This window comes from Janthinobacterium sp. CG_23.3 (genome assembly GCF_046115965.1).
Lineage (GTDB): Bacteria > Pseudomonadota > Gammaproteobacteria > Burkholderiales > Burkholderiaceae_D > Janthinobacterium.
The window spans coordinates 1-22,904 of the sequence record NZ_JBJXIB010000099.1 but is presented as its reverse complement, the minus strand read 5'-3'; the positions used below and the strand labels follow the sequence as shown (position 1 = coordinate 22,904).

Sequence of the window (22,904 nt, the reverse complement as noted above, 5' to 3'; positions counted from 1 at the left end):
CCCACGCCCCCCCCCCCCCCCCCCCCCCCCCCCCCCTCTCTCCCCCCCTCTCTCCCCCCCCCCCCCCCCCCCCCCCCCCCCCCCCCCCCCCCCCCCCCCCGGCACCACGGCGCGGTTGACGGCCAGCGCCAGCGCCTGGCCGCCCAGTTCGAGCGCCTCGATCAGGTCGTGCAGCGTGTGCTGCGGCGGCACCTCGCGGGCCGCGCCGTTGAGCAAAATCGCGACCATGGCCTCAGACCTTCCGATACAGTTCGGCGCCGTTCTTGACGAACTCGATGGCCTTCACCTGCATGCCCTGCTTCAGCGCGGCGACCTCGGAGACGCCCATCTTGGCGGCGTACTCGCGCACCTCCTGGGTGATCTTCATCGAGCAGAAATGCGGCCCGCACATCGAGCAGAAATGCGCGACCTTGGCCGAATCCTTGGGCAGCGTCTCGTCGTGGAACTCGCGCGCCTTGTCCGGGTCCAGGCCGATGTTGAACTGGTCGTCCCAGCGGAACTCGAAGCGCGCCTTCGACAGCGCGTTGTCGCGGATTTGCGCGCCCGGGTGGCCCTTGGCCAGGTCGGCCGCGTGCGCCGCGATCTTGTACGTGATGATGCCGTCCTTGACGTCGGCCTTGTTCGGCAAGCCCAGATGCTCCTTCGGCGTGACGTAGCACAGCATGGCGGTGCCGTACCAGCCGATCATCGCCGCGCCGATGCCCGAGGTGATATGGTCGTAACCGGGCGCGATGTCGGTGGTCAGCGGCCCCAGCGTGTAGAACGGCGCCTCGCCGCACTGCTCCAGCTGCAAGTCCATGTTTTCCTTGATCAGGTGCATCGGCACGTGGCCGGGGCCCTCGATCATCACCTGCACGTCGTGCTTCCAGGCCACCTGGGTCAACTCGCCCAGGGTCTTCAGCTCGCCCAGCTGGGCTTCGTCGTTGGCGTCGTAGATCGAGCCGGGGCGCAGGCCGTCGCCGAGGCTGAACGAGACGTCGTAGGCCTTCATGATTTCGCAGATTTCCTCGAAATGCGTATACAGGAACGACTCCTGGTGGTGCGCCAGGCACCACTTGGCCATGATCGAGCCGCCGCGCGAGACGATGCCGGTGAGGCGCTTGGCCGTCATCGGCACGTAGCGCAGCAGCACGCCGGCGTGGATGGTGAAGTAGTCGACGCCCTGCTCGGCCTGCTCGATCAGCGTGTCGCGGAAAATCTCCCAGGTCAGGTCCTCGGCCTTGCCGTTGACCTTTTCCAGCGCCTGGTAGATCGGCACCGTGCCGATCGGCACCGGGCTGTTGCGCACGATCCATTCGCGCGTCTCGTGGATATGCTTGCCGGTCGACAGGTCCATGACGTTGTCGCCGCCCCAGCGGATGGCCCAGGTCATCTTCTCGACTTCCTCGCCGATCGACGAGGTGACGGCGGAGTTGCCGATGTTGGCGTTGATTTTGACCAGGAAATTGCGGCCGATGATCATCGGCTCGACTTCGGGGTGGTTGATGTTGGCCGGGATGATGGCGCGGCCGCGGGCGATTTCCTCGCGCACGAACTCGGGCGTGATCTCGGCCGGGATGGCCGCGCCGAAGGACTGGCCCGGATGCTGGCGGCCCATCAGGTCGGCCAGGCGCTGGCCCATCGGACCGGACCCCTTCAGCTCCTCCAGGTATTCGCGGCGGCGCATGTTTTCGCGGATGGCGACGTACTCCATCTCCGGCGTGACGATGCCGCGGCGGGCGTAGTGCATCTGCGTGACGTTGGCGCCGGCCAGCGCGCGGCGCGGCTTGCGCTGCAGGTTGAAGCGCAGCTCGGCCAGCTTCGGGTCGGCCAGGCGTTCGATGCCGTAGTCCGAACTCGGCCCGGCCAGCTCCTCGGTGTCGCCGCGCTCGACGATCCACGGCAGGCGCGGCGCGGCCAGGCCGGAGCGGATGTCGATGACGGCGTCCGGGTCGGTGTACGGGCCGGAGGTGTCGTAGACGTAGATCGGCGGGTTCTTTTCGCCGCCGAACGAGGCTTCGGTGTCGGACTGGCTGATTTCGCGCATCGGCACGCGGATGTCGGGGCGGCTGCCCTCGACGTAAATCTTGCGCGAATTGGGCAGCGGCGCGATCGCGGCCTGGTCGACCGTCGCGGTGGCGGAGAGGAATGTCGGATTGGCGTTCAATGTGGCTCCTTGGCTTGGCGTGTAGGGCTAAAAATGCAGCCTGGAGCCAGCTAAGGAGGTTCGGCGACGCCGGTGGCCGGCGCTTCCTAAAGCTTCCCTTCGCTGGCATTATCCAGATCAGGTTCGGAGGGTATTTCTCACCCGCGCATCGCCATCGACGCGCAGGACCCCTAGCGTTGCCGCCTTTCGGCAGCAAGACAATTATACGCGTTCCCGGCGCGCGCCGACATCATTTGAAACACATGTGCCGCGCGGCGGCGGCATATGGCGCGGGCCGCGGCGTGTGTTGCCGCCGGGCACAAGATTGATGATTTCCTTGAGTAATATGGCTTGGTGGCGGGTAAGTCTTGTTATAAGCTTCCGGCAACGCCCGGCGTTTTGTCGACGCCGGGTCCGCGCAACGCCGTCGCAATGAGAGTCCCGCACACATGAGCCAAGCTGACACACCCAGAACCCTGATCGGCGCGGCCCTGTTGGCGCTGGGCGCCACGGTGCTGCTGGGATGGTTGCTGAAGTATCCGCTGATGGTGCGCTTCAGCCCCGGCTTCGTGCCGATGGTGTTCAATACCGCCCTGTGTTTTGTCGGCGTCGGCGCGGCCATCGTCCTGCCGGGCGTCACGCGCAAACCCCTGGCGGCGCTGCAGGACGGCGTCGGCGCGCTGCAGCTCGCGGTGGGCGCGCTGTCGTTCGCGGAAATGCTGTTCGACGTCAGCTTCGGCATCGACCTGCCCTCGCTGCACCTGTGGATCGGCGACGGCAATGTGCGTCCCGGGCGCATGGCGCCGAACACCGCGCTGTCCTTCATGGCGATCGGCGCCGCGCTGGCGCTGATGTCGCGCGTGAGCAACAAGCGGCGGGCCGTGGCGACCCAGGTGCTGACCGTGTGCGTACTGGCCCTGGGCTTGACGGGCCTGGTGGGGTACGCGTTGGCGCCGGACCTGTTGTACGGCTGGGCCAGCTCGGCGCGGATGGCCATCCACACGGCCGTCGGCATGATGTTGGCGGGCTCGGCCCTCTGGCTGGGCTGGAACAAGGCCGACTGGTACCGCTCGCGCAGCCATTTCAAGGAAGATGAAAAAATCGTCTTCATGGGCTGCTCGATCCTGGTGGTGCTGGCCATGACCGCCGGGCTGATCGGCTTCGTGTCGCAACAGGCGGTGCTGGAAAAGACCCTGCGGCAACGCCTGTCCTCGAATTTCGACAACCGCCTGTTGCTGTTTCGCACCTCGATCGCGCAAGCGCTGGAAAGCGCCGCCGCCGCCGCCAGGCGTCCCGGCCTGATCGACGCCACGCGCCGCCTCGGACGCGACCCGGCCAACGCCGACGCCGCCGCGGACCTGGAGGCGATCGGCAAGAGCTTGTTGGCGTCGGGCTTCCGCGGCGCGCTACTGTACGACCAGGCCGGCGCCGAGCTGTTGCGGACCGGCCGCTTCGCCGCCTCGTCGCCCTTCGCCGCCGCGCTACCCGGCGGCGGCGCCAATGTGCTGTTGTGGGCCGACGGCTTGTGGTTAAGGACGACGTTGCGCGTCGTCGACGACGCCGGCGCGCTCGGCACGCTGGTGCTCGAGCGCTCGCTCGACGCGCTGTACGCGCAATTGACCGACGTCGGCGAATTTGGCGCCACCGGCGAAACCGGCATCTGCGTCGGCGCCGGCAAAAACCTGCTGTGCCTGCCCCAATCGCGCAACCCCGTGCTGTATCGCCCCAGCCGTTTCAGCACGTACGGCCAACCGCTGGCGATGTCGCGGGCGCTCGGCGGCGCGGCCGGGGTGGTCAATACGCTGGACTACCGCGGCAAGAACGTGGTGGCGGCCTACGGCCTGCTGGCGCCCGGCCTGGGGATGGTTCTCAAGCAGGACACGGTCGAGTTGTACGCGGTGATCCGCGACCAGCTCAGGTCGCTGCTGATGTGGCTGACGGCGCTGGTCGCGCTGGGGGCCGCCTTGCTGCGCTCGCAGTTGAAGCCGCTGGCGCTGCGCCTGCTCAGGTCGGAGGCGGCGGCGGCCGACAAGGAGCAGCAGATCGCCACCCTGCTGGGCAGCGTGGACGAGGGCATCCTGACGATAGACGAGGACGGCGCGATTCAATCGTTCAACCCGGCCGCCAGCAGGATATTCGGCTACGCCGCCGCCGACGTGCTCGGTCGCAACATCAAGATGCTGATGCCGTCCGACATGCACGCGCCGCACGACGGCGGCATGCGCCGCTATTTGCAGGGCGGCGCGGCGCGCGTGGTCGGGCGCCAAAGCGTCGAGTTGCCGGGCTTGCGCGCCGGCGGCGCGGTGTTCCCGCTGGAATTGAGCATCAACGACATGCGCGTCGGCGGCCAGCGCCAGTTCGTCGGCATCGTGCGCGACATCACGGCGCGCAAGCGCGCCGAGCAGGCGCTGTTCGCCGAGAAGGAGCGGCTGCACGTGACGCTGAACTCGATCGGCGACGCCGTCATCACCACCGACACCGCCGGCCTGGTCACCTACCTCAATCCGGTGGCCGAGCGCATGACCGGCTGGCCCGACGAGGAGGCGCTCGGGCGCCCGCTGCCCGAGGTGTTCAAAATCATCGACGAGCGCACCCAGGAGCCGGCGCACGACCCGGTCCAGGCCGTGCTGCGCAGCGGGCAACTGGCGGGGCTGGAGGAAAACACCGTGCTGATCCACCGCCACAGCGGCCAGCGCTTCGCCGTCGAGGACTCGGCCGCGCCGATCCGCGGCCGCGAGGGCGAGATGATCGGCGTGGTGCTGGTGTTCCACGACGTCAGCGCGGCGCGCAAGATGGCCGCCGAGATGACCCACCAGGCCACGCACGACCCGCTGACGGGCCTGATCAACCGGCGCGAATTCGAACGGCGCGTCGAATTGTCTCTGCAAACGGGCAAGATCCAGCACAAGGAGCACACGCTGCTGTACCTCGACCTGGACCAGTTCAAGATCGTCAACGACACCTGCGGCCACGTCGCCGGCGACGAGTTGCTGCGGCAGTTGTCGAGCGTGCTGAACGGCAAGCTGCGCCAGACCGACACGCTGGCGCGGCTGGGCGGCGACGAGTTCGGCGTGCTGCTCGACAGCTGCCCGACGCCGGCCGCCGCGCGCATCGCCGAAATGTTGCGCGCCAGCGTCAACGATTTCCGCTTCGTCTGGAAGGACAAGAGTTTCGCCGTCGGCGTGACGATCGGCCTGGTCACCTACAGCAACGACAGCATGACCCTCGGCGACGTGCTCGGCATGGCCGACTCGGCCTGCTACGTGGCCAAGGAAAAGGGCCGCAACCGGGTCCAGGTCTACCGCCAGGAGGACGCCGAATTCGCCCACCGGCAGGGCCAGATGGGCTGGGTGGCGCGCATCCGCGCGGCGCTCGAGGACAACCGCTTCGTGCTGTATTCGCAAGAGATCGCCGCGCTCGACGCGGGCGCCGGCGCGGCGCCGCACCACGAACTACTGATCCGCATGCGCGACGAGGACGGCGCCATCGTGCCGCCGATGGCGTTCATACCGGCCGCCGAGCGCTACGGCTTGATGCCCAGCATCGACCGCTGGGTGGTGCGCACCGCGCTGGCCGGTTGCGCCAGCATCGACGGCGAGCGGGCGGCCGGCACCGTCTACGCCATCAACCTGTCCGGCGCGACGCTGTGCGACGACGACTTCCTGCAATTCATCCGCGGCCAGTTCCAGCAATCGGCGGTCGACCCGGCCAGCATCTGCTTCGAGATCACCGAAACGGTGGCGATCGCCAACCTGGTCCAGGCGACCGCGCTGATGCGCGAATTGCGCGCCATCGGCTGCCAGTTCGCGCTCGACGACTTCGGCAGCGGCATGTCGTCGTTCGCCTACCTCAAACATTTGCCGGTGCACTACCTGAAGATCGACGGCAGTTTCGTCAAGGACATGGTGAAGGCGCCGATCGACCGCGCCATGGTCGAATCGATCAACCACATCGGCCACGTGATGGGCATCCGCACCATCGCCGAATTCGTCGAAGACGAGGCCACGCTGGAGGCGCTGCGCGAGATCGGCGTCGACTTCGCGCAGGGCTACGCGATCCAGCGGCCGCAGCCCTGGTGCGCGCGCCAATGAGCCGGAACGGCGTCATCCGACAACCTTGGCCGCGCGGAAACGGGCTATTTTTTGCCCCAACTCCAGCGCGGCGGTTCGCCCTTCAAGCAGCACGCCGCCAGCAGCGCGGCGACGAGCGCGGCGACGTAGAGCGGGTAGGCCAGCGCAGCCCGGGCCGGCGCAAACCACAGTATGCCCAGGCCCTGCAGGAGCGCGAACAGGCCCAGCACCAGCCACCCCTGCCAGGCCGACGGCCAGCCCCAGCCCCAGCCGTAGGACTTGGCCGGAAACCAGTAGCGGCATCGGGCGGCTTGGGCGGTTTGTTGTTCAATCATGTGCCGCCCCTGTTGGCCAACAGCGCGGCGGCGACGTCGGCCAGGGCCAGTCCCAGCACCGCGTGCTGCTCCAGGTCGAGGTGGATGCCGTCGATCGGGCTCGACGCGACGACGCCGCCGGCGTCGAAGAAATCGCAGCCGAGTTCGGCGCACACTGCGCGGTAGGCGTCCGCCAGACCGGCGCTGCGCTGCTCGGCGCCGGCGAACTTGGGCGCCAGCGCCCCGCGCGGCGTGCGCATCGGCGGCGGCGCCACCACCAAGACCGGCGGTACCGGCATGCCCGGCTCGATCGGCGCGCCGCGGATCGCCCCGACCAGCGTGGCGATGCCCTGGGCGGCGTGCCAGGCGTGGTTCTGGTGCGTGGATTGGAAGTCGTTGGTGCCCAGCAGTAGTACGACCAGCGCCAGCGGCGAATGGCTTTCAATGCGCTGCGCCAGGCCGGCCAGGCCGTTGCGCCCGGCCTTGAACGGGTCGTCCCAAACGGTGCGGCGGCCGTTCAGGCAGTCTTCGAGCACGCGCACCCGGCGCGCGCCGGCCAGCAGCGCGGCTTCCATCACGCCCGGCCAGCGCTGGTCGAAGTCGAGGCGCCGGCGGGTCGCCGGGACGATGCCCCAGGACAAAGAATCGGCATAGACCAGTATGTGTTGTTGCATCAACGTCCCCCATTTGGCACGGGCGCGAACCGGAGCGGCCGGAGCGGGCCATGGCTTGAATCAGGGAAAATTGTACATCGAAAACGGCTAGATTGACAAAAGCTTAATTAATCGACGCGCCGGCCCGCAGCGCATCAATCTACCGACTCCGTCGTGGAGGGCGGTTCCAGCGCGTGGCGCGGCAACTCGAGGGTAAAGACGCAGCCGCAGCCGGGCAGATTGCGCACGCTAAGACGCCCGCCGTTTGCCTCGACACTGCGGCGGGCAATGGACAGTCCGAGCCCAAGCCCGGTCTTGTCCGCCTCGCCCTGCGCAAACGGCGTGAACATGTTTTCCGCGACATGCGGCGCCAAGCCGCCGCAGTGATCCTTGACGTTGATGAAGATACGCTCCGCTTCGGCGTAGGCGTGCAGTGTCACCTCGGTTCCCGGCAAGGTGAACTTGAACGCGTATTGCAGCAGGTTGCCCACGGCCGAGAACAGCAAATCCCGGTCGGCGTCCACCGCCAGCAACGGGTCCACCGCGGGGACGGTAAAGATGCAGCCTCGCACCTGCGCTTCCAGCGTTGCGGCGCACCTGAGCTCGGCGATCAAGTCGGCGAGCGAATACAGGCGGTTTTGCAAAGACATGCCCGCGCTCATGCGCACCTCGGTGAGGGAGCGGTCGATCAGGTTGCGCAGTCCCACCAGACTGCGGTCCAGCACCGCTCCGGTCGTGCCGGAAACGCCAACCTTGCCGGTTTTGATGGCGGTCAGCGCCAGCGTCGCGGTGTTCAGATAGTTGCGCAATTCGTGGGCAAAAAAGCCCAGGCGTTCGTTGACGGCAAGCGCCTGCTGGTCGGCGGCGACGACATCGCGCTGTCCAGAGAATGCCGTCACGGCGTCGGCGATGGCGTTGTCCAGGCAACGGTTGAGGGTACGATATTCGTCCACGTCAAACGCCTCGTTCCGTTTCGCGGCCAAATCGCCGATAGACTGGCACAGATCGCCGTAGCCGTGCACCACTTGGTCCACCGTGAATCCTAGCCCCAACAGCTCGCGGCCGTGCTGCGCCGCCGTTGCGCCGATGACCGACAAGAACTGCTTATCGCCGCCCGCCTGGCCGGAAATCGCGCGGCTGCGCATCGGCTCCGCGGTTTGCTCGATTTGCAGGGTTTCGATGAGCTGAGCCAGGAACAAGGGCACGCCATGTTCCAGCTGCTCCCGGGTCGCGCCGCGCAAGGGTCGCAAAGCAACCTTGTCCCGGCAACGCTCGATCAATTCGAGGCGATTGTGGTTGAGAAAATGATGCATCATCATGATAAACGCCCCTTATAAATCCCCATCCTTCGCGCATATTCAATCACTGCAAGAGTACACCGATGAGGTATATTTTAATGATGGACTTGCTTTTCTAATGAAGAGCTTGCTTTGCTAATGAAGAGCTTGCTATTCCGCTGCGGATTGCCGCATATTTTCAACCACCCCACCGTAAATAAATCGCGCTCAAGGCCATGGCAAGTCTGTACGGTAGCGCACTGATTGTGCGCAGAGCTCTTATAAAAATTGCTCCCGCCCAAACTATTTAGATGTCACCAGGAAACTTTAAATGCATTTTTCCAAATCCCAAGCCACTGATTTTACGATGAATTTAATTATACGCATAAAATCATTTGCAGCCAACATATTCACCGTTAGCGGGACAATTCGCGCACCTCGCAAACCAAGAAAACAGTACATAATTGTCATTCTTAAACTAGGCAAATATAGCTATATTCCAAAAGGTAGTTTAGTTTCCAATCCGCATTGGATCGTCCACATCCAAGTGTTTAGTTAAAACACAAATGACTTCTGCTATCCATAGTAAAGGTGCTATACTAAATGCAGCCAGTTCACCTCTATTGCGTGGCGCAACAGGGCCTGTAGCGTTCAATACACACAGCAAAGCTAGCGGCAATGGACAAAGATGACGACACGCAACTATTAGTGCGGCGGGCGATGGCCGTCGTAGCGCGCAATGGCGGCGCCGATCCGGTCGCCCGGGCGTTGCGCGTTTGGGCGCGGCTGGCGGGGCATTTGAGCCCGTTGATCGGCGAGGCCGGTTACTGCGCGCTGTATGGACGGGCCCTGCGTCTGGTCGGCGACAGGCATCCAGGGTTGACGCCCCGCCCGTCGCCGCAGGCAATCGACGCCCTCCTCTCGAGCTTGAAGGAAAACCTCTCGTCCATCGACCCGGCCAGCGCGGACAACGCGAACCTCGCTTTGCTCGACAGCTTCACCGGGCTGCTGTCGGGTTTAATCGGCGAGGCGCTCACCACTCGGCTTCTGAACACCGCATGGGCAGATGAGCCTGAAGGATAGAAAAATGAATGACAAAGTGAGCCTGGGAGTCCAACCGAGTGGCGTGCCGGGACTCGATGCGCTGCTCGGCGGCGGCCTCAGCGAATTTTCCTTCAACGTGATCGCCGGCGCGCCCGGCACCGGCAAGACCACGCTGGCGCACCAGATCATGTTCGGCCTCGCCAGCCCACAGAAGAAGGCGCTGTTCTTCACCGTGCTGGGCGAGCCGCCGCTGAAAATGCTACGCTACCAGCAACAATTCGCGTTTTTCGACATCGACAAGGTCGACAGTTGTATCCGCTACGTCAACCTGGCCGAGAACCTGCGCGCCGGCGACTTCAGCGGCGTGCTCGAACGCATCACCCGCGAGGTCGAAACCTTCGCCCCCGGGCTGGTGTTCGTCGACTCGTTCCGCTCGGTGATCCAGACCGCCAAGAGCGGCAACGAGGGCGTCTCCGACATGCAGCACTTCGTCCAGGAACTGGGCACGCGCATGACCAGCTGGCAGGCGACGACGTTCTTGATCGGCGAATACGCGCCGGCCGAGGTCGAGGCTAATCCGGTGATGACGGTCGCCGACGGCCTGTTCTCGCTGTCGCAGCAAGTCGAGCAAAATTCGGCGGTGCGCAAGATCTGCATCATCAAGATGCGCGGCCACGCCCATTTGTCTGGCTCGCATACCTTCCGCATCACCGGCGACGGCTTACGCATCTATCCACGCCTGCTGCCGCCGCTGGCCGCCAGGGACCGCGCCCTGCCGGTCGACCAGAACACCCGCCGCGTCTCGACGGGCGTATCCCAGCTAGACGTGTTGCTGGACGGCGGCTTGCCGCTGGGTCACGCGGTGCTGGTGGTGGGGCCGTCCGGCTCGGGCAAGACCATTCTCGGCGCGGCCTTCCTGGCCGAGGGCGCGCGCCTGGGCGAGAAAGGCGTGCTGGCCTGCTTTGAAAAGGGTTCCGCCATTGTCCGCAACGCCCGCCTGGCGCAACTGCTCGAGCGCGACGCCGTCAGCGTTGTCCAGGGCCGCGCACTCGACCTGCCGGTTGAAGAGTTACTCGACGAGCTGGTGCAGGAGGTCGTGCGCACCGGCGCCACCCGCGTCGTCATCGACTCGCTGTCGGAACTGGGCCTGTACCTGGCGCCCGAAGGCCGCCAGGATTTCCGCGAGTCGGTGTTTCGCATCCTGGCCACGCTGGCCAATCTGGGCGTCACCGTGCTGGTGACCATCGGCCTGGAGGACCGTTTCACCGACATGCGCTTCAGCCAGGCCGACACCTCCTTCCTGGTCGACGCCATCGTCGCCATGCGCTACGTCGAGATCGAGGGCCGCCTGAGCAAAGTGATCTCCGTCGTCAAGGTGCGCGGCAGCGCCCACAGCACCGACCTGCGCCACTACGTCATCACCGACCGCGGCATCGAGATCGACGAGCGACCGATGCCATTCGAAGGCCTGCTCTCGGGCCACCCCAGAGCAAGCACAACGTCGGATTAAGCGACAGCGCCATGACGATACTTGACAGCGGCGCGATACTTGACAGCGGCGGCGGCCCTGGGCCGCGGACCAGCCAAGCCGCGCTGTGGGACCAGATCACCGAACGGCGCGCGCCGGTGCGCGGCTATGACGCGCGCGAAGACTTGATCGCGCAGTTGCTCGAAGCGAACCAGAACCTGGTGCTGGCCACCATCAACGCGCAAAACCTGCGCGACGAGGCCGAGGCGAGCAACCAGCGCCAAAACGAGTTCCTGGCGATGCTGGCGCACGAATTGCGCAACCCGCTGGCGCCGATCAGCGGTGCGGCCGCGCTGATCGGCAAGACGCCCGACGCCTCGCCCCAGCTCGGCCAACTGCAAGCCATCATTGGCCGCCAGGCGGGCCATTTATCACGCCTGCTCGACGACTTGCTGGACGCGGCCCGCATCAACAGCGGCAAGATCTCGCTGCGAGTACAATCGATCCTGCTGGCCGACGTACTCGAGCGGGCCGTCGAAGCCGTCCAGCCGGCGTTGGACGCACGCCGGCAGCGGCTGATCCTGGAGGCGCCGCCCGGCGCGGTCGGCATCGACGGCGACCATGTGCGGCTAACGCAGGTGTTCTCGAACCTGCTCGCCAACGCCGCCAAATTTACCCCGGAGGGCGGTTGCATCCGCGTTGTCGTGACAGCGCTGGCGCAGCGCGTCGAGGTGGCGGTCAGCGACAATGGCGCCGGCATCAGCGCGCACTTGTTACCGCATATTTTCGACCTGTTCACCCAGGGCTCGCGCTCGCCGGCGCGCACCGAAGGCGGACTCGGCATCGGTTTAAGCATTGTCCGCAACATCGTGCAGATGCACCGCGGAACGGTGACGGCCGGTAGCGCCGGCCCCGGCTGCGGCAGCGTGTTTTTGGTCACCCTGCCGACGGTCGCCCCCTGCGGCTGCGCGGCCGCGCCGGACGCCCACCCGGCGTGTCCGACCTGCACAATACTGCTGGTCGACGACAACGCCGACGCGTCCGAGACCCTGCAACTGCTGCTCGAACTGGACCTGCACAAGGTCAGCACGGCCCCCAGCGCCAGAGCCGCGCTGGCGATGGTGCAAGACGACCTCTACGATGTCGTGATTTGCGACATCGGCATGCCGGAGATGAGCGGCATTGAACTGGCGCGCATCCTGCGCGCCTCGGCGCGCGGCCGCCAGCCGTTGCTGCTGGGCTTGTCTGGATACGGCCAACCACAAGACCGCGCCGACGCCATCGCGGCCGGCTTCGACGGGTATTTCGTCAAACCGGTCGACCCCGACGCCTTGACCGCGGCGATAGCGGCCCACTGCGCGGCGCGCGGCCAGGCGCGTTCGGCCTGAAGCGGCGCCGCCGCGCCTACGCGCCTACGCGCGCGATGACGCCGACGATGACCCATTTCCCGCCGCTCTGCACCGCGCGCCAGTTGATCGCCGCCGGCAGTATCGCGCCGGATTTGTGGCGCAGCTCCGCGCTTTGCAGGTGCACCGGTCCGCCGGCCAGCAGCGCGTTGAAGCGTTGCTGCAACTGGGCGCCGTCGCCGACGCCTAAGTCGGCCATGTCGAGCGCGTACAACTCCTGCCGGCTGTAGCCCGACATGGCGCAGGCGGTCTCGTTGGCGTCGACCACCCGCAGCGTGGCCGGGTCGAGCAGGCAAATGCCCACTTCGAGCGCGTCGATGGCGCCGCGGAAGCGCAGTTGCTCGCGGTTCGGGCGCATCCGTTCGGTGACGTCCATGCCGATGCCGCGGTAGCCGGCGAAGCGGCTGCCGGCGTCGAACATCGGTTCGCCGCTGACCTGCAGGTATTGGATGCTGTTGTCGGCGTTGACGCGGCTGTAGATGAAGTCGAGGAAGGGCCGGCGGTTGGCGATGTTGTCGTTCAACAGCGCCCGCTCGTCGGCGTTCCAACGGCCGGCCATGACGCCGGCGTCGCCCGCCTCGGCGCCGATGCCCAGCATTTCCTGCACCGGGCCGGAAAACTTGGTCAGCTTGCCCTGCGCATCCTGCTCCCAGTACCAGTCCGACGACAGCTCGGTGAAGCGCTGGAAGCGCGCCTCGCTCTCGCGCAGCTCGGCGGTGCGCTCGAGCACCGTCTGTTCCAGCACCTTGTTGTAGTCGTCCAGCTTGCGGTACAGCAGGCGCACCTCGAGCATGTTGTGGATGCGGGTTTTCACCTCGACCAGGTCGAACGGCTTGCTGACGAAGTCCTTGGCGCCGGCCTGCAGCGCGCGCAGCTTGTGGCCCGGCTGGGCGGTGATGACCAGCACCGGCAGGTAGCCGTCCGGCTCGATCCCGCGCAGGCCGTCCATGACCTCGAAGCCGTCCATCTCGGGCATTTGCAGGTCGAGCAGGATCAGGTCGAAGCGCTGCGCCGTGTGCAGGGCGTGCACCGCGCGCGGGTCCATCGTCGTGACGATGCGGGTGTAGCCGGCGCTGTGCAGCATTTGTTCGAGCAGCATGACATTGGCTTCCTGGTCGTCGACGATCAGGATGCTGGCGTTCAGAATTTCGGAGGCTTGCAACATTACGGTGTTCCCAAAAAAAACGGTGTACGGGTGGTGTGCGGCATTATCGTCCGGCCTCGTCGGTCTCGGCCAGGCCGTGCTCGGTCGCGTGGCGCAGCGCCAGGTCGAGCGCGTCCATGAATTCGAGCACCTTGATCGGCTTGGTCAGGTAGCGGAAGAAGCCGGCGTCCAGGCCTTTTTCTATGTCGCGCGGCACCGCGTTGGCCGACAGCGCCATCACCGGGATGTGCTGGGTGACGGGGTCGTCGTGCAGCAGCTTGAGCGCGCCGTAGCCGCTGATGCCGGGCAGGTTGATGTCCATCAGGATGACGTCGGGCTGGTAGGCGCGCGCCAGTTGCATGCCCAGGTGGGCGTCGATCGCGGTCAACAGCTTGAGGTCGCTGCGGCGGGCGATCAATTGCTCGACCAGGGCCAGGTTGGCCGGGTTGTCCTCGACGTAGAGCAGGGTGCGCAGCGCCGACTCCTGCTGCGCCATCTGCGGCGCGGTGGCGTGGCCGGCCTCCAGCACGGGCGCGCTGGACGCCTCCAGCTCGACCCAGAAGGTGGTGCCGACGCCGACTTCGCTTTCGACGCCGATCTGACCGCCCATCAGTTCGACCAGTTGCTTGGTGACGACCAGGCCGATGCCGGTGCCCTCCTCGGTGCTGCTTTCCTGGCCCAGGCGGTTGAACGGCTGGAACAACTGCTCGAGCTGCTCCGGCGCCAGCCCGGCGCCGGTGTCGCGCACGCTCACGCGCACCCGGCCGGTCTCGCCGAGCGCGTACTCGACGGCGACCGAGCCGCCGTTCTGGTTATACTTGATGGCGTTCGAGAGCAGGTTGATCATCACCTGCTTGACCCGGGTGCGGTCGGCGTGCACGTACAGCGGCAGGTCGAACGACGGGTACTGCATGCGGATGCCGCGCTTTTGCGCCTGCGGCTCGATCATTTCCTGGCAATCCTGCAGCACGTCGGTGAGCGACATCGCCTCCTGCGACATGGTGACCTTGCCCGACTCGATCATCGCCAGGTCGAGGATTTCGTTGATCAGGCGCAGCAGATACCAGCCGCCCTTGAGGATCTGGTCGATCGAGCGCTGCTGCGGCAGCGTCGGCGGCGGCGTCTCCGACGCCATCAACTGGGCGAAGCCGAGCACGGCGTTGAGCGGCGTGCGCAATTCGTGGCTCATGCTCGACAAGAACTCGGACTTGGCCAGGTTGGCCTTCTCGGCCGCCGCCGTCGCGCTTTCCAGTTCGACGTTGTTTTCCTGCAGCGCGCGCTCGAACTGCTTGCGCTCGGTGATGTCGCGCGCCGCCGCGAACACGCCCTGCAACTTGCGCTCGCGGTCGTGGAAGGTGCTGGCGTTGTACGACACCAGCGTCTCCGTGCCGTCGCGCGAAATGGCGGTCAGCTCGTAGTTGGTGACCTTGCCCTCGCGCAGCACGCGGCCGATGGCCGCCTCGGCGCGCTCCGGCTCGGTGAAGTAGTTTTTACACGGCGCGCCGATCAGCTCGTCGCGGGTGCAGCCGGTCAAGGCCTCCATCTGCTGGTTGACGTCGCTGATGATGCCGCGCGGGTCGGTCGTCATCAAGGCGTCGATGTTCGACTCGATCAGCGAACGGGTGTAGAACTGCTGGTCGCGCAGGCGCTGGTCGAGCACGGCCTGCTCGGCCTCGACCCGCTTGCGCGCCGTGTTGTCGGTGCCGATCAGCAGGTAGCCGATGACCTTGCCCTCGGCGTCGCGCAGCGCCGTCACCGAGACGATGGCCGGGAAGCGGCTGCCGTCCTTGCGGATGTAGGTCAGCTCGTAGATGTCCTCGATGCCGCGCGAGGCCTTGAACACCAGCGCCTCGAAGCCGGGGGTGATCGGCGTGTCCAGTTCCAGGCTCAGGGCGGCGGCGCGGGCGACCACCTCCTGGGCGTCGGAAATACCGGCCGGGGTGATCTTGTCGACGACGTCGGCCGCCTCGTAGCCCAGCATGCGCTCGGCGCCGACGTTGAAAATCTGGATCACGCCCTGGGCGTCGGTGGCGATGCTGGAGAAGTTGGCGCTGTTGAAAATGGCGTCCTGCAACGCGCCGGCCTTCAGCAACGGTTCGGAGACCGGCACCTCCGGGCGCAGCAGCAGCGGGCGGATGCGCCGGTGCAGCAGCGCCAGGAACAGCAGCAGCCCGGCGATGGCCGCCTCGACGGCGAGCAGCACCGGCAGCGATGCGGCGCCGCCGCAGGCCAGCACGACGCCCAGCGCCAGCAGCACCAGCAAGGTGGCGCCGAAGCCGATGGACAATAGGCGCTCGGCCGGCATGGTGTGATTCGTTTGCATCATATTGTAACCTTGATCAACTGCTTGGGAGCGCAAGCCTCGGCTCCCACAAGGTGGCGGCAATGCCGCGATGCCGGCGCACCGGCATGCTGGTGTTGACTAGGCCTAGGCCGCCTGGCGCTGGCGCACGTCCGACAGCAGGCGCGCGAACTCCTTCTTGACGACGGCGTAGCACTCGCAGACGTCGCCCTCCAGGCCGGCCCGGTCCAGCACCGTGATGTGGCCGCGCCGGTAACTGATGAAACCGTAGCCCTGCAGGCGGCCGGCGGCCTCGGTGACGCCCTCGCGGCGCACGCCGAGCATGTTGGCGATCAATTCCTGCGTCATTGTCAATTCGTTGGTCGGCAGGCGGTCCAGCGTCAGCAGCAGCCAGCGGCACAGTTGCTGCTCGACCGAGTGGTGGCGGTTGCACACGGCCGTCTGCGACATTTGCGTCAGCAGCGCCTGGGTGTAGCGCAGCAGCAGGCGCATCACCGGCCCGGCGCGGTTGAACTCCTCCATCAGCAACTGCGCCTTCAGGCGGTAGCCGTGGCCGCCGGTTTGCACCACCGCGCGGCTGGGCGTGGTGTCGCCGCCCATGAACAGCGACACGCCCAGCACGCCCTCGTTGCCGACGCCGGCGATCTCGGACGAGCCTCCATTTTCAAGCAAGTAGTGTAGCGAAACGATGGCGCTTGTGGGAAAATAAACGTGGTGCAACTTGCCGCCGGATTCGTAGAGCACGTCGCCCAGCAACATCGGCACCAGTTCCAGATGCGGCGCCAGACGCTCGAAGTCGGCGTGCGGCAAGGCGGCCAGAATGTGGTTTTGATTCGGATCGTGCGCACGTGCCATATATCGGTATTCCTGCTTCCAGTCGTCAGCTAGCGGGGGGGAGAGGATGAAGGCGTCCGAACGAGAGTCGCCACAGGACAGGGTAACACAGGCGCGCCCGTCCGCCCGGACTGTATTGCCCTCGGGCTAGCACCGTCTGTTCGGTACCGTACATAGCGATGTCGCCACCGCTATGTACGCGAGCGTAGGTATGGGTGGCGGGCGCCGGCCTATAGTCGGCAACAGCTTGATGCCGGTTTGACATTGGTTCGATCCCGACACGCGCTGATTGCGGGGAGTCACGCATGGACAAACTATTTCGCCGGGTGCGCGTGTCGGTGTCGGTGTCGGCGCTGATCACGCTGGCGGTCGGGCTGGGCCTGACGGCGCTGCTGTTCGCCTCGGTGCGCAAAGTCGAGTCGCACACCCGCGCGCTGGAGTTCCAGCAGGCCGCCAAACTGCGCAGCAACGCCGTCGCCGGCGGCCTGGCCGACGCGGTCGAACAACTGACGGTGCTCAACCAACTGTTCCGCAGCGTCGACCCGGTCAGCCGCGAACAATTCCGCAGTTTCACCGCGCCGCTGCTGCAGCGCTACCCGGAGATCCAGGCGCTCAGCTTCCAGCGCCTGGTACGGCACCAGGACCGCGCCGCCTTCGAGCGCGCGATGCGGCGCCGCTTCCCCGACTTCCAGATCAACGAACTGGCCGACGGCCGCCTGCGCCGCGCCGGCGTGCGCGACAGCTACAACGTCGTCGACTACCTCGAACCGCCGGCCGGCAACGTCGCCGCCTTCGGCCTCGACACGGCCGTCGCGCGCGAACAGGGCGAGGCGCGCGAGCGCTCGCGGGCTGGCGGCGGGCGGTCGCGCCCCGGCCGGTCCTTTTTCTCTCGGCAGTAGCGCCACCACCCCCGATTCACCTCTCTGGTCCCTATGTCTCCCTGCTCCGTATGGGGCGTCCACCCCCCCCCCCCCCCCCCCCTCCCTCTCCCCCCCCCCCCCCCCCCCCCCCCCCCCCCCCCCCCCCCCCCCCCCCCCGGCGCCGCGCGGTGGTCGGCGAAACCGCCGCCATGTTCCGCGTCGACCGCCTGATCCACACCCTGCTCGGCGCCGGCGGCCTGCTCGACGCCCCCGGGGTCAGCGTCGACGTCTACGCCGCGGCCGGCGCCGACCGGCGCCAGCTGGCGTTCCGCCACGGCGACGCCGGCGCCGCCGGCGCCGGCTGGCCGCTGCCGCGCTGGCTCTGGCTGGACCAGGGCGCGCCGCAGGGCACCTCCTTCGACGTCGCCGGCCAACCCTGGTACGTCGAGGTGGCGCGGGCGCCGGCGCATATTACCGACGGCCGCCACGGCTCGCTGTACGCGCTGCTCGGCGGCATCCTGTCGAGCCTGTTCGCCGCCGCCCACGTCTACACCCTGGTGTCGCGCAACGGCACCATCGAGCGCGTCGCCGGCGCGCGCACCGCCGCGCTGCAGTTCGCCAACCTGCGCCTGTCCGAAGACCTCGCCGTACGCGCCAGCAACGAACGCGCGCTGCGCCTGCGCGAAAAAGCCATCGAGGTATCGGCCAACGCCATCGTCATCTGCGGCGCCGCGGCGCCCGACTACCCGATCGAATACGTCAACCCGGCCTTCGAGCGCATCACCGGCTACAGCGCCGCCGAGGTGCTCGGGCGCAACATCGAATGTCTGCAGGGGCGCGTGGCGGACCAGCAAAACCTGGAAGAGGTGCGCGCCGCGCTGCGCGAACGGCGCGAGGGCCACGCGCTGCTGCGCAACTACCGCAAGGACGGCGGCAGTTACTGGAGCGACCTGTTCATCGCCCCGGTGCGCGAAGAGGGCGGCGACGCCGTCAGCCATTTCGTCGTGGCGCAGTACGACGTCACGGCGGTGATGCGCTTCGAGGCCGAGCTGGAGTTCCAGGCCAAGCACGACACCCTGACCGGGCTGGCCAACCGCAACTTGCTGCGCGAGCGCCTGGGCCAGGCGATCGCCGCCGCCGAACAGGACGGCAACCCGCTGTGGGTGGTGTTCGTCGACCTGGACCGCTTCAAGATTGTCAACGACACCCTCGGCCACGAGGCCGGCGACGCGCTGCTGACAACCCTGGCCGGGCGGCTGCAGGCGGCCACGCGCGACGCCGACACCGTGGCGCGCCTGGGCGGCGACGAGTTCGTGCTGGTGCTGCCGCAGTACAGCGACGAGCGCGCCGGCCTGGCGGTGCTCGAACGCATCATGGACGCGGTGGCCCAGCCGCTGTACCTGGAGCGGCACGAATTTTTCCTCACCTGTAGCATCGGCGTGGCGATCTACCCGGCCGACGGCGCCAGCGCCGAGGCGCTGACCAAGCACGCCGACATCGCCATGTACCGCGCCAAGGAGCTGGGCCGCAACAACTTCCAGTTTTACACGGCGGCGATGAACCAGCGCACGCTGGAGCGCCTGAGCCTGGAGGGCGACCTGCGCCACGCGCTCGAACGCGGCGAATTCGAGCTGCACTACCAGCCGCAGCTGGCGTTGCACAGCGGCCGCGTGGTCGGCATGGAGGCCTTGCTGCGCTGGAACCACCCGCGCCTGGGGCAGATCGCGCCGGGCCTGTTTATCGGCATGGCCGAGGAAATGGGCTTGATCATCCCGATCGGCGCCTGGGTCATGCGCACCGCCTGCGCCCAGACCCGCGCCTGGCAACTGGCCGGGCTGGGCGAGCTGCGCGTCGCCGTCAACCTGTCGGCGCGCCAGTTCACCCAGAAGGGGCTGCTGCAATCGATCGCCGACGTCCTGGGCGAGACCGGGCTGGAGGCGCGCCTGCTCGACCTGGAATTGACCGAAAGCATGGTCATGAACGACGTCGACCAGGCCATCGCCATCCTGCGCAACTTGAAGGGCCTGGGGGTGCACGTCGCCATCGACGACTTCGGCACCGGCTACTCCAGCCTGTCATACCTGCGGCGCTTCCCGATCGACGTGTTGAAGATCGACCAGTCCTTCGTCAACGACATCGCCAACGACGCCGAGGGCGCCGCCATCGTGCTATCGATCATTTCGCTGGCGCACAGCCTGCGCCTGAGCGTCGTCGCCGAGGGCGTCGAGACGGCCGAGCAACTGGACTACCTGCGCGCCCACGGCTGCGAGCAGATGCAGGGCTACTACTTCAGCCGGCCGCTGCCGGCGGCGGCGTTCGAGCAGCTGCTGCGCGAGGGCCGCGGCCTGCCCAGCCTGGCCTGCGCCTGAGCGGGCGGGCCGACGGGTGACGCCGGGCCGGCTAACCCGACCGATGGCCTTGGACTTACTCGTCGAGGAAACGCTGCAACACGCCGGCGGAGCCGAAGGCGGCGCGCCGCAGCCGGTCGTTGACGCCCAGCCAGTCCGGGCCGGACGGCGGCGCCTCGACCAAAATCAGCTCGGCGCCGACGTGGTCCATCGTGCGCAGCGAGGCGTACAAGGCGTGCGCGTAGCCGTCCGGCGTCTCCGGCAGGCGCACGCTGGCGCTGGCCGGCGGCAAGTCGGAGTAATGGATCAACGCGACGCGGTGGCCGGCGTTGAGCAAGCGGTTGAGCGTGCAGGCAAGCTCGTCGCCGCTGTGCATCGCCACCGGCGTGCGCGGCGCGTAGTGCGCGTCCAGCGTGCCGGAGGCGCGCGGCGCGGCCGCGTCCGGCGCGGCCGGCAACTGGCCGATGACGGCGCCGATCTGCTCGGCGCTGATGTGGCCGGGCCGCAACAGCACCGGGCCGTGCGTGGCCAGGCGCGACAGGTCGACGATGGTCGACTCGATGCCGACCTGGCTCTGGCCGCCGTCGAGCACCTCGCCGATGAAGTCGCTGTCGCATTCGGCGTCGAACTCGTCGCGCACGTGCGCCGCCGTGGTCGGGCTGACGTTGCCGAACTTGTTGGCCGACGGCGCCGCGACGCCGCCCTTGCCGCCCTTGAAGGCGCGCAACAAGGCGATCGCCACCGGGTGCGACGGGCAGCGCAGGCCGACCGTGTCCTGGCCGCCGGAGACGGCGTCGGGGATGCGCGCGGCGCGTTTCAGGATCAAGGTCAGCGGGCCGGGCCAGAAGGCCGCCGCCAGTTGCCGGGCCTGCTCGGGAATGTCGTCGGACCAGTAGTCGAGATCGGCGCCGGGCGCCAGATGGACGATCACCGGATGGTCGAGCGGACGGCCCTTGGCCTGGTAAATGCGGGCCACGGCGGCCGGGTTTTCGGCGTCCGCGCCCAGACCGTAGACGGTTTCGGTGGGAAAAGCGACCAGGCCGCCCTGCTCCAGGATCGCCGCCGCCGTGGCGATGGCAGTGCTGTCCTGGCCAGCGTCAGCTGGACCCATAGCCGGCTGCTTCACGCTGCCGCCTTGTCAATCGCAAGGATGGCGCAGGCGGCGTCGAGCTGCTGCTGCGCTTGCGCCAGCGTCGGCGCAATAAAGGTCAGGTGACCCATCTTGCGGGCGCGCCGCGGATCATCCTTGCCGTACAGGTGCAGGCAGGCGCCCGGCAGCGCCAGCACCTGGTCCCAGGCCGGTTCGCGCGTCGCGTCGGAGTCGTCGCTGAACCAGACGTCGCCGAGGATGTTGAGCATCACGGCCGGTGAATGCTGGCGCACGTCGCCCAGCGGCAGGCGCGCCATCGCGCGCACCTGCTGCGCGAACTGGCTGGTGACGCAGGCATCCATCGTGTAGTGGCCGCTGTTGTGCGGCCGCGGCGCCATCTCGTTGACGACCAGGCTGCCGTCGCTGAGCACGAAGAATTCAATGCACAGCACGCCGACATAGCCCAGCTCGGCAACGATGGCTTGCGCCGCCTGCTGCGCCATCTTGGCGCTGGCGGCGCAGACGTTCGGCCCCGGCACGGTGGTGGTAAACAGGATACCGTCGCGGTGCACGTTCTCGGCGATCGGATAGACCACCGATTCGCCGTCGGCGCCACGGGCGGTCAGTACCGAAACCTCGTAGGCCAGCGGCAGCATCTTCTCCAGCAGGCAAGTCACGCCGTCCATGCTGTCGAAGGCGGCGCGCACGTCGTCGCGGCTGCGCACGCGCAACTGGCCCTTGCCGTCGTAGCCCAGGCGCACGGTTTTCAGGATGCCAGGCAGCAGCTCGTCGCCGATGGCGGCGATGTCTTCGTGCGAGGCAATCACCTTGTGCGGTGCCGGCATCACGCCCGACCTGGGCGCGCAATCGACGAAGAAGCGTTTTTCGGCGATGCGGTCCTGCGCCACCGACACGCCATGCGCGTTGGGCGCGACAAACACCTGCTGCGCCAGGCGCGACAGGCTGTCAGCCGGCACGTTCTCAAATTCGGTGGTGACGGCCAGGCATTGCGCGGCCAGCGCGTCGAGGCCGGCGGCATCGCTGTAGCCGGCCTTGACCAGGCGCTGCGCGACCTGGCCAGCCGGACAGTCATCGGCCGGCTCCAGCACGGCCACCTGATAACCCATGCCTTGGGCGGCCTGGGCGAACATGCGGCCGAGCTGGCCGCCGCCCATCACGCCCAGCCAGGCGGGCGGATTGGCGCCAGGCAGCAGGGGAGGCAACTGCGCTGGCAACTGCGGGGAAAGCTGAGGTGAAAGCGGATTACTCATTATGCAAGCGCTAAGATCATGGCCTTGGCGGCATCGGTTTGGCTCTGGCGGAATGCTTCGAGCTGGTCGGCCAGCACGGCGTCGGTGGTGGCGAGGATGGCCACCGCCGTCAGCGCGGCGTTGGCGGCGCCGGCTTCGCCAATGGCGAAGGTGGCCACCGGCACGCCCTTGGGCATCTGCACGATGGACAGCAGCGAATCCTCGCCGCGCAGATACTTCGACGGCACCGGCACGCCCAGCACAGGCACGATGGTCATCGCGGCCACCATGCCAGGCAGGTGGGCGGCGCCGCCTGCGCCGGCGATGATGGCGCGCAGGCCGCGCGCGCGCGCGCTCTTGGCATAAGCGTACATCTCGTCGGGCATGCGGTGCGCCGAAATCACTTGCGCTTCAAACGGTACGCCGAACTGCTTGAGGATGGCGACCGCGTTCTGCATCACGTCCCAGTCCGAAGACGAACCCATGATGACGCCGACCAGCGGCATATTGTGCAACTGCTTTTGCTCGCTCATATCAGGCCTTCAGCTTCTGGCCGGTCAGGCGCTCGATGGCTTCGAAATACTTGGCCTGGGTCTTGTCGATGACGTCGGCAGGCAGCGGGGGGGGGGGGGAGGGGGTGTTTGGTGGGGGTGTGGAGGGTGTGGGGTTTGGGTGGGGTGGGGGTGTTTTTCGGAGGCCTACAACGGAACGCGGCCTTT

At 67.2% G+C, this 22,904-nt stretch carries 17 protein-coding genes, 1 pseudogene and 1 riboswitch; of the genes and pseudogenes, 6 read left to right on the top strand and 12 right to left on the bottom strand.

Features of this window, described 5'->3' with window-relative positions; all coding sequences use genetic code 11:
* Positions 1 to 228, bottom strand: a 228-nt coding sequence (locus ACFDR9_RS20340; protein WP_409032159.1) for a MoaD/ThiS family protein, incomplete at its 3' end; no start/stop codon positions are given.
* A gap of 4 nt (positions 229 to 232) precedes the next feature.
* Entirely contained in the window at positions 233 to 2,146 is a 1,914-nt protein-coding gene (gene thiC, locus ACFDR9_RS20335) for a phosphomethylpyrimidine synthase ThiC (RefSeq protein ID WP_017879329.1), read from the bottom strand.
* Between the two features lie 77 nt (positions 2,147 to 2,223).
* Positions 2,224 to 2,328, bottom strand: a riboswitch (TPP riboswitch).
* Between the two features lie 246 nt (positions 2,329 to 2,574).
* Here thiC and ACFDR9_RS20330 point away from each other — a divergent pair.
* Entirely contained in the window at positions 2,575 to 6,216 is a 3,642-nt protein-coding gene (locus ACFDR9_RS20330) for an EAL domain-containing protein (RefSeq protein ID WP_409032158.1), read from the top strand.
* 44 nt (positions 6,217 to 6,260) lie between these two features.
* On the opposite strand, the gene ACFDR9_RS20325 is transcribed toward ACFDR9_RS20330, so the two are convergent.
* The 3 genes from ACFDR9_RS20325 to ACFDR9_RS20315 form a co-directional block, all read right to left on the bottom strand.
* Positions 6,261 to 6,530: a hypothetical protein gene (locus ACFDR9_RS20325; RefSeq protein ID WP_017879331.1), complete on the bottom strand. Its 270-nt coding sequence runs from the start codon at positions 6,528 to 6,530 to the stop codon at positions 6,261 to 6,263.
* The gene (locus ACFDR9_RS20320) at positions 6,527 to 7,183 is read right to left on the bottom strand and encodes an SGNH/GDSL hydrolase family protein (protein ID WP_017879332.1); all 657 of its coding nucleotides are present in this window, start codon (positions 7,181 to 7,183) and stop codon (positions 6,527 to 6,529) included. The genes ACFDR9_RS20325 and ACFDR9_RS20320 overlap by 4 nt, the downstream gene beginning before the upstream one ends.
* Before the next feature lie 134 nt (positions 7,184 to 7,317).
* Positions 7,318 to 8,481 carry an ATP-binding protein gene (locus ACFDR9_RS20315; protein ID WP_017879333.1) on the bottom strand — a complete coding sequence of 388 codons (1,164 nt, stop codon included), beginning with the start codon at positions 8,479 to 8,481 and terminating at the stop codon, positions 7,318 to 7,320.
* A 636-nt stretch (positions 8,482 to 9,117) separates the two neighbouring features.
* On the opposite strand from ACFDR9_RS20315, the gene ACFDR9_RS20310 reads away from it, so the two are divergent.
* The 3 genes from ACFDR9_RS20310 to ACFDR9_RS20300 are packed head-to-tail and all read left to right on the top strand — an operon-like array spanning position 9,118 to position 12,339.
* Positions 9,118 to 9,522 (top strand): hypothetical protein, encoded by a 405-nt coding sequence (locus tag ACFDR9_RS20310; RefSeq protein ID WP_017879334.1) that lies wholly within the window; start codon positions 9,118 to 9,120, stop codon positions 9,520 to 9,522.
* 4 nt (positions 9,523 to 9,526) lie between these two features.
* Positions 9,527 to 10,993, top strand: a complete 1,467-nt coding sequence (locus tag ACFDR9_RS20305) for an ATPase domain-containing protein (RefSeq protein WP_026133519.1) — start codon at positions 9,527 to 9,529, stop codon at positions 10,991 to 10,993.
* A gap of 11 nt (positions 10,994 to 11,004) precedes the next feature.
* The gene (locus ACFDR9_RS20300) at positions 11,005 to 12,339 is read left to right on the top strand and encodes a hybrid sensor histidine kinase/response regulator (protein WP_017879336.1); all 1,335 of its coding nucleotides are present in this window, start codon (positions 11,005 to 11,007) and stop codon (positions 12,337 to 12,339) included.
* A gap of 16 nt (positions 12,340 to 12,355) precedes the next feature.
* Here ACFDR9_RS20300 and ACFDR9_RS20295 read toward each other — a convergent pair whose 3' ends face one another.
* From ACFDR9_RS20295 to ACFDR9_RS20285, 3 genes are all read right to left on the bottom strand, one after another.
* Entirely contained in the window at positions 12,356 to 13,522 is a 1,167-nt protein-coding gene (locus ACFDR9_RS20295) for a response regulator (protein WP_017879337.1), read from the bottom strand.
* A gap of 43 nt (positions 13,523 to 13,565) precedes the next feature.
* A complete protein-coding gene (locus ACFDR9_RS20290; protein ID WP_327075888.1) occupies positions 13,566 to 15,827 on the bottom strand; it encodes a PAS domain S-box protein in 2,262 nt (753 codons plus the stop codon).
* Positions 15,828 to 15,929: 102 nt separating this feature from the next.
* The gene (locus tag ACFDR9_RS20285) at positions 15,930 to 16,658 is read right to left on the bottom strand and encodes a Crp/Fnr family transcriptional regulator (protein WP_026133520.1); all 729 of its coding nucleotides are present in this window, start codon (positions 16,656 to 16,658) and stop codon (positions 15,930 to 15,932) included.
* A gap of 284 nt (positions 16,659 to 16,942) precedes the next feature.
* Between ACFDR9_RS20285 and ACFDR9_RS20280 the strand changes: the two genes are divergently transcribed.
* Positions 16,943 to 17,536, top strand: coding sequence for a CHASE domain-containing protein (locus ACFDR9_RS20280; protein ID WP_409032157.1), 594 nt, complete (start codon positions 16,943 to 16,945; stop codon positions 17,534 to 17,536).
* Between the two features lie 50 nt (positions 17,537 to 17,586).
* Complete coding sequence (locus ACFDR9_RS20275) at positions 17,587 to 19,866, top strand: putative bifunctional diguanylate cyclase/phosphodiesterase (protein WP_409032156.1); 2,280 nt, start codon at positions 17,587 to 17,589, stop codon at positions 19,864 to 19,866.
* A 55-nt stretch (positions 19,867 to 19,921) separates the two neighbouring features.
* Here the strand turns inward: ACFDR9_RS20275 and ACFDR9_RS20270 are convergent, their stop codons facing one another.
* The 4 genes and pseudogenes from ACFDR9_RS20270 to ACFDR9_RS20255 form a co-directional block, all read right to left on the bottom strand.
* Positions 19,922 to 20,956 (bottom strand): L-threonylcarbamoyladenylate synthase, encoded by a 1,035-nt coding sequence (locus tag ACFDR9_RS20270; RefSeq protein WP_017879341.1) that lies wholly within the window; start codon positions 20,954 to 20,956, stop codon positions 19,922 to 19,924.
* An 11-nt stretch (positions 20,957 to 20,967) separates the two neighbouring features.
* On the bottom strand, positions 20,968 to 22,206 hold the full coding sequence (locus tag ACFDR9_RS20265; protein WP_035789071.1) for a 5-(carboxyamino)imidazole ribonucleotide synthase: 1,239 nt from the start codon (positions 22,204 to 22,206) through the stop codon (positions 20,968 to 20,970).
* Positions 22,206 to 22,718, bottom strand: a complete 513-nt coding sequence (purE, locus tag ACFDR9_RS20260; protein ID WP_017879343.1) for a 5-(carboxyamino)imidazole ribonucleotide mutase — start codon at positions 22,716 to 22,718, stop codon at positions 22,206 to 22,208. Before purE ends, ACFDR9_RS20265 begins: the two co-directional genes overlap by 1 nt.
* A 1-nt stretch (position 22,719) precedes the next feature.
* Positions 22,720 to 22,904, bottom strand: a pseudogene (locus ACFDR9_RS20255) (hypothetical protein); the annotation flags it as partial.

Coding starts and splice junctions, on each gene's coding strand:
- ACFDR9_RS20330 (WP_409032158.1), top strand. CDS start 2,575: ATGAGCCAAGCTGACACACCCAGAACCCTGATCGGCGCGGCCCTGTTG.
- ACFDR9_RS20325 (WP_017879331.1), bottom strand. CDS start 6,530: ATGATTGAACAACAAACCGCCCAAGCCGCCCGATGCCGCTACTGGTTT.
- ACFDR9_RS20320 (WP_017879332.1), bottom strand. CDS start 7,183: ATGCAACAACACATACTGGTCTATGCCGATTCTTTGTCCTGGGGCATC.
- ACFDR9_RS20315 (WP_017879333.1), bottom strand. CDS start 8,481: ATGATGATGCATCATTTTCTCAACCACAATCGCCTCGAATTGATCGAG.
- ACFDR9_RS20310 (WP_017879334.1), top strand. CDS start 9,118: ATGGACAAAGATGACGACACGCAACTATTAGTGCGGCGGGCGATGGCC.
- ACFDR9_RS20305 (WP_026133519.1), top strand. CDS start 9,527: ATGAATGACAAAGTGAGCCTGGGAGTCCAACCGAGTGGCGTGCCGGGA.
- ACFDR9_RS20300 (WP_017879336.1), top strand. CDS start 11,005: ATGACGATACTTGACAGCGGCGCGATACTTGACAGCGGCGGCGGCCCT.
- ACFDR9_RS20295 (WP_017879337.1), bottom strand. CDS start 13,522: ATGTTGCAAGCCTCCGAAATTCTGAACGCCAGCATCCTGATCGTCGAC.
- ACFDR9_RS20290 (WP_327075888.1), bottom strand. CDS start 15,827: ATGATGCAAACGAATCACACCATGCCGGCCGAGCGCCTATTGTCCATC.
- ACFDR9_RS20285 (WP_026133520.1), bottom strand. CDS start 16,658: ATGGCACGTGCGCACGATCCGAATCAAAACCACATTCTGGCCGCCTTG.
- ACFDR9_RS20280 (WP_409032157.1), top strand. CDS start 16,943: ATGGACAAACTATTTCGCCGGGTGCGCGTGTCGGTGTCGGTGTCGGCG.
- ACFDR9_RS20275 (WP_409032156.1), top strand. CDS start 17,587: ATGGGGCGTCCACCCCCCCCCCCCCCCCCCCCTCCCTCTCCCCCCCCC.
- ACFDR9_RS20270 (WP_017879341.1), bottom strand. CDS start 20,956: ATGGGTCCAGCTGACGCTGGCCAGGACAGCACTGCCATCGCCACGGCG.
- ACFDR9_RS20265 (WP_035789071.1), bottom strand. CDS start 22,206: ATGAGTAATCCGCTTTCACCTCAGCTTTCCCCGCAGTTGCCAGCGCAG.
- purE (WP_017879343.1), bottom strand. CDS start 22,718: ATGAGCGAGCAAAAGCAGTTGCACAATATGCCGCTGGTCGGCGTCATC.